The organism is candidate division Zixibacteria bacterium HGW-Zixibacteria-1 (assembly GCA_002838945.1).
GTDB lineage: Bacteria > Zixibacteria > MSB-5A5 > GN15 > PGXB01 > PGXB01.
The window spans coordinates 22,736-28,864 of record PGXB01000045.1 but is presented as its reverse complement, the minus strand read 5'-3'; the positions used below and the strand labels follow the sequence as shown (position 1 = coordinate 28,864).

The 6,129-nt window shown below is 47.4% G+C and carries 3 protein-coding genes; 2 read left to right on the top strand and 1 reads right to left on the bottom strand.

Annotated features, from left to right (window positions below; genetic code table 11):
• Positions 1–80: 80 nt before the first annotated feature.
• Positions 81–647, top strand: coding sequence for a hypothetical protein (locus tag CVT49_14000; protein PKK82396.1), 567 nt, complete (start codon positions 81–83; stop codon positions 645–647).
• Positions 648–964: 317 nt separating this feature from the next.
• Positions 965–3,883, top strand: coding sequence for a hypothetical protein (locus tag CVT49_13995; GenBank protein ID PKK82395.1), 2,919 nt, complete (start codon positions 965–967; stop codon positions 3,881–3,883).
• Positions 3,884–3,959: 76 nt separating this feature from the next.
• Here CVT49_13995 and CVT49_13990 read toward each other — a convergent pair whose 3' ends face one another.
• Positions 3,960–5,870: a hypothetical protein gene (locus CVT49_13990; protein ID PKK82399.1), complete on the bottom strand. Its 1,911-nt coding sequence runs from the start codon at positions 5,868–5,870 to the stop codon at positions 3,960–3,962.
• Positions 5,871–6,129 lie beyond the last annotated feature (259 nt).

Below are 6,129 nucleotides of genomic sequence, written 5' to 3'. Positions count from 1 at the left end.
ACATCTGAACACCTCCTGTCCTTCGGGACTCAGGATGAGAAAGAATCATAATAATAGTATCCTTTCTCCGTGTCCACTAAATCGGGGGAACTTCACAGTTTGATGAATGTCTAATTGAAGAATTATTCGATTTTACTATCACAACAAATAGCAGTAAATTTACAAAAGCGTTTGTAAATGAAAACAAGGGAAATATTCCCGTGTATAGTGCGTCAAAGGATGCAGACTTTGCTGGTTATGGTAAAATAAAAGACAACTTGCCCAACGTGAAATATTTTAGTAATTGTTTGACATGGAACATAGATGGCTATATTGGCAAGGCATTTTTTAGACAAGAACGGTTTACATTGTCAGAAAAGGTGATACCTTTAATACTAAAAGATAAATACAAAAAGGAAATTGATTACTTGTATGTTAAATATGTTTTGGAGAAAGAGGCAGTAAAAAAGGATTTGGGATTTTCGAATAAAGCTGGTAAGTCTCGCATAGGCGACATAACAATTAGAATCCCCATAAATTTAAAGAGGGGTGGATTTGATTTAAGGAAGCAAAAAGAATTGGCTGCCAACTATAAAAAGATTGAAGATATTAAGGAACAAATATCAGAAGAATTAAAAACCTTCGATAAATCTGTTATAGAATTGTGAACAAGACCAAACTGCAATTGCGCTAGAAGATAGCTAAACAGCGAAATAAATAAAGTAGCCAATATATTTTGATATGTTTTTCATTAAAGCAATGACTCCTTAGGCTAAATAAAGCCATTTAAATTGAGACGATTTGGTATTTCTATTAGTATTCTGCCGGGGAAGCCTTGCGGGGCGCCCAATCGGCCATTTTTAATATTATTGACATCGATTAAAATATATATATATTAAATTATACTGTTCCATAACATTTTTAGGATACTATCCTGGTTATTAAGGCAATAATGAACATTTTTTAAAGCTGTGGGGAGGCTAAGATGAGAAGGACTTTAATTCTCGCCGTTTTTATTTTTCTGTTTGCAGTGTCTTCATTTTCACTGCCGCCGTCGGACGCGGTGATTCAGACTCCGGACGGCACCAGGTCGATAGATAACACGACCTTTATCGATGCCAATAAGATTCTGATGTTTGTCACCAATCATGGTAATTTCGGACGGGATCTTTCCGGGTTTTTCGGTTACGACTACGGCACTTTTTTCCCTTTCACTGACACTTCCCTCATCAGCAGCGGCATGGAGACCAAATCGCCTTTGTACGCCTCGGGTCTATGGGTCGGCGGAAAAGTCGGCGAGGATATAAGAGTGGCCCTTGCCGAATACAGTGATGAATATGTTCCGGGACCGATGTCGGGCGAAACCTTTATGTCCGATGATCCGGCTTTCAGGGTGTACAAACTATATATCGACAGTCTCGGAGACAATCCCAACGATGATTATCTCAACTGGCCCGAGGACCAGGGAGCGCCGGTCGATGATGAGGGCGATCCGCTGATGATCGGTGACCGGATGCTTTGGACGGTTTACAATGACGCCGATCCTTCGGGTCATGCAAATAACGCCGGCTTAACTAACCCGCTGGGGCTGGAAGTAAGGCACACGACTTTCGCCTTTGATCGTAACAATGAAATCGATAACATCATTTTCTTCAGACTGCGCATCAGCAACAAAGGCCCCAATACCATTGATTCCTGCCATTTCTCGCTATGGGTCGATCCCGACGTGGGCGGCGCCGGTGACGATATGATCGGCTGCGACTCACTCCTGTCACTCGGTTATGCATATAATGCGGACAACGACGACAGCCAGTATGGTGGCACGCCCCCGGCAATCGGATATAATTTCCTGCAGGGTCCGATGATATATACCGGTTATCCGGCCGACACGGCCCGGATGTGGGGTCAGGCATTCATGGGTTATAAAAATATAAAGATGACTTCATTCAACAAATATATCAACGGTACCGATCCTGACAATCCGCAGGAAGTTTATAATTTTATGCGCGGTCTGACAAAGAGCGGTGCGCCATACATATATAACGGCTCCCCCAGCAACTTTGTCCATTCGGGCGATCCGGTGGCCGGCACCGGCGATCTGGACAGTTCTCCCGCCGATCGTCGCATGATGCTCAATTGCGGGCCGGTTACTTTCGAATCGGGCGACAGCACCGAAATTATTGCGGCCATTGTTGTCGGCCAGGGAAGCGACCATCTGAATTCGGTGACGGTGATGAAGGAACTGGATTTATTCGCACGGGTGTTATATGAAAATGGATTTGCCGTCCCCGGTGACCGGGTGCATGAGGTGCCGAATGAGTTTCCGAATATCCAAGCGGCCATCGATGCCTCATCGAACGGCGACACGGTTCTGGTGTACGACGGAATCTATCTGGGCAACGGCAACCGCGATCTCGATTTCGGCGGCCGGCTCATCGTTCTCATGTCGGAAAACGGTCCGGAATTTACCAACATTGCGGTTCAGGGCACCGAGGCGATCCGGCACCGGGCCTTCAGTTTTACCAATGGAGAGGACTCCACCGCGGTGGTAAAGGGTTTTCATTTCGAAGGCGGCACCTATAATATCGGCGGGGCGGTTTTAATAAACAATTCCTCTCCGACCTTTGAGGACTGTGTTTTTGCGGATAACATTAATATTCCCGTCGGCGATGTCGCATACGGGGGGGCCATGTCGCTGGCACATTCCAATTCCATGATCAGAAATTGTGTCTTCAGCAATAACCGTTCCGCAGCCGGCTCATGCATTTATATTTCATACGGCTCTCCCCTGATCGAGAACTGTATCTTCCGGGATAATGTGGCGCAACCGGTCGCGGTCGCGGCTCATGCCGCCGGAATATACATGGCCTTCACCGGCGCCGTAATCAGTCACTGCCAATTCTTCAACAACAATTCGCCCAAAGGAACGGCGATGACTATCGATGAAGCCTCACCGCTGATAGAATATTGCACCCTTACGCGCAACAATGGTTCCGCCGAGGGCAGTGTGATCGAGTGCATTGGAGGTTCCTTCGGATCATCACCGGTTATAAATAACAGCATAATCGCTTTTAACGATCAGTGTCAGGCTTTTTATTGTGGCGATGCTTCCTGCACTCCGATCATCACCTGCACCGACATCTTCGGCAATACGCTCGGCAACTGGACGGATTGTATCGCCGAATTTGAGAATAGCGACGGAAATATTTACATCGATCCGTTGTTCTGCAATATTGGCGCCCGCGACTTTCATCTGGCCCAGAACTCACTATGCGCTCCGGACAATAATTTCTGCGGTGACTTGATCGGCGCGCTTGACGTCGGCTGCGGGGGACGGCGAACCGAAATTGTGCCGACGCTGATGTATGCTTACTGGGCATTTTCCATTGATACACATTATATCGATATATATCTTTATGAAGTGGGATCGGATTACAGCATTTATGATGTCGATACCGGATCGGTCATGATAAACGGCACGATACACCCGCTGGCTTTCGAATATGTCCATGAGACGGACTCGACCCAGGAGGCTCTCAAGATGACACTCAATCGGGCCGACTTTATCCTCAGTTATTTCCCGATCTGGGATAATGCCATTTTGAAGTACACTATCTCCCTGAGTTATAACAAGGGCCTTCTCTGGCCGCCGCAGATCATAGGCTGGACGTACATCAGGGGTCATATATCGGGCGATATCAATGATGACGGCAAAATCAACCTTCTGGATGTAACTTATCTGGTTCGGTTCTTATACCTGGGAGGACCGGAGCCGATTCCGGAAGCCATGGTAGCCGATATGGATGGTTCGATGTCGCTCAATATCAGAGATGTGGCCTATTTAATCAGCTACCTGTTTAAAGGCGGACCACCGCCGGTTGATCCGGTTAATATCGGACACTGATAGTTGATTCATGAAATAGAAAAGCGGCCGAACGGCCGCTTTTTTTTATTCGCACCCAAAGCTTTAAATATGTCATTTAAGATAAAGGTGAAACAACAATGTCGATTCCCAGATCGATCCGGCTTTCGGCATTTTGAATGACATGGACCGGGAGGATAATGCGGACATTATCGAAAAGGCAGACAGTCGAATTTTCCCGGCAGAAATAAACGACGGCATCGATAACAACCCGGCTCTTTCCCTCGAATGCCGACAAAAAAAGATGTACGGTCGAAGTCAACTGCTTGGGATCGAGATCCATTGGAGAAGTTTTGAAGTCAACGACCTGAGCATTATCGGATTTCCAGTCCAGGAAAAACGGCGCCTGATCGGTAAATTTGTAGCCTGCCGGCAGTTTAAAAGTAAGCTTTATGAGATCCTCACCCGGGGCGATTGTCTGTTCCTTAATTTCCAGGATACGTCCGCTGAACTGTTCCATATCGCGGCGGGCCAGTTTTTCGAGGCCCGATATATTCATGGTCGAGACCATTTTGGTATCGAGGTCAATAATTCTTATCAGATGATTGTTGGCGTCGGCAACATATAATTTATTGTCAAGAACGGTCAAGCCGCTCGGTTCGTTAAACTGTGCCTTTGACAGAACACCATCGGCATAACCGGACCGGCCGGTTCCGGCAAAGGTGACACTGGTTTTTTTGGCGGGATCGATAATTTTTATTTTGGAATTGTAGGTATCGGCGATATAAAGAAGATCGTCGTGATACACAACGCCCAGCGGATGCTGAAGACGGGCCTTATTTATGGAGCCGTCAACATCACCATACTCGAATAAATCCTCGCCAATAATAGTCTCCACCCGGCCACTCGGGTCAAGATCGGCCGATCGAATCGAACTGGTTTCGCTGTCGGCGAAGTACAGTTTTTTCCCATCGGTGGTGATTCCGCTTGGCTGGGCCAATGCTGCCTGCAGGAGGGGCCCGTCGATTCGCGCTTCGCGTCCGGAGCCGGCATATGGTTTGGCCTGCATTGTTTTCAGGTCGGCTTCCCAGAGTTGATGCGGTCCGGCCATGGCAATATACAACCGGCCGTCATAAACCAGTAAATCCCAGGGTGAGTTAAGGGCGACATCGGTACCGGTTCCGCTCTGGTTGTAGGCTCGGGCCTGTTTGCCGGTTCCGAGGATGGTTGTCACTTTGCTGCCGGCAAGATCGGCAACGCGGATCAGATGATTTTCGGTATCGGCTATGTACAGTTTATCGCCATCGAGATAGGCGCCCTGCGGACGATTGAACTCCGCCGTCGCAAAATCGCCATCGGTATTTCCCTGGCGGCCGCTGCCGATGACAAAAATGATATGGCCATCCGGGTTGGTTATCAGGACCCTATTATGATTGGAATCGGTTATTGTCAGACGCTTACTTTCGGGATCGGCCTTGACCTTTCCCGGAAATGACAGAAGCATATTGGCTTCTTTGGATTCGCGTTTAATATCCAGCGGCGAGCGTTTCAATTCGCCCCGGGCATCAAAATAAGCCACCGCCTTGGAAATAATCTCATCGAACGGATCGAAAATTCCCTCACCTGAGTGCATTCCGATTATCTTTCCCTTGGGGTTGATAAGCACAAAAGTGGGCCAGGCCCGGGCGCCGAAACTTGACCAGATTTCAAAATTATTATCATTGACGACAGGATGCTTAATCTCATAGCGGAGTATGGCCTGGCGGATGGCATCGGAGTTCTTTTCGTTGGTGAATTTGGCTGAATGGACGCCGATTACGACCAGTTCCTCGGGATATTTTTCTTCCAGTTTCTTCAGATCCGGCAGGACATGCATACAGTTGATACAGCAAAATGTCCAGAAATCCAGCAAAACCAGCTTGCCGCGAAATTCCTTCAGGGTAAGCGGCCTGTCGGTATTCAGCCACATCTTATCAGGCGGGAATTCAGGGGCATTGGTGCTGCCTTCCAGGGCTTTATCGGGAATCATAATTTCTCCGTCTTTATCCTGTCCCTGCGCTTTTTCCTGTGTACACGAAAAGGAACATAAAATAAATAAAAGAAGCAGGGCGAACAGGTTGATCTTATTAACAGTCATAGGTATCTCCAGTTTATATAGACTATAAACCGGCGTCGGCTATTCATTGTTCCTTAAAAGAGTTAGCTCTGGTCGAGCCCGGATTGGCGATATTTTTGCGGCAGGGTAATCAATAATTGCAGCTATTGCCGTTAAAAGTCATGTCTTCGGG

Bases quoted from the DNA above. Each gene is read 5' to 3' on its own strand.
- CVT49_13995 (PKK82395.1), top strand. From the start codon at position 965: ATGAGAAGGACTTTAATTCTCGCCGTTTTTATTTTTCTGTTTGCAGTG.
- CVT49_13990 (PKK82399.1), bottom strand. From the start codon at position 5,870: ATGATTCCCGATAAAGCCCTGGAAGGCAGCACCAATGCCCCTGAATTC.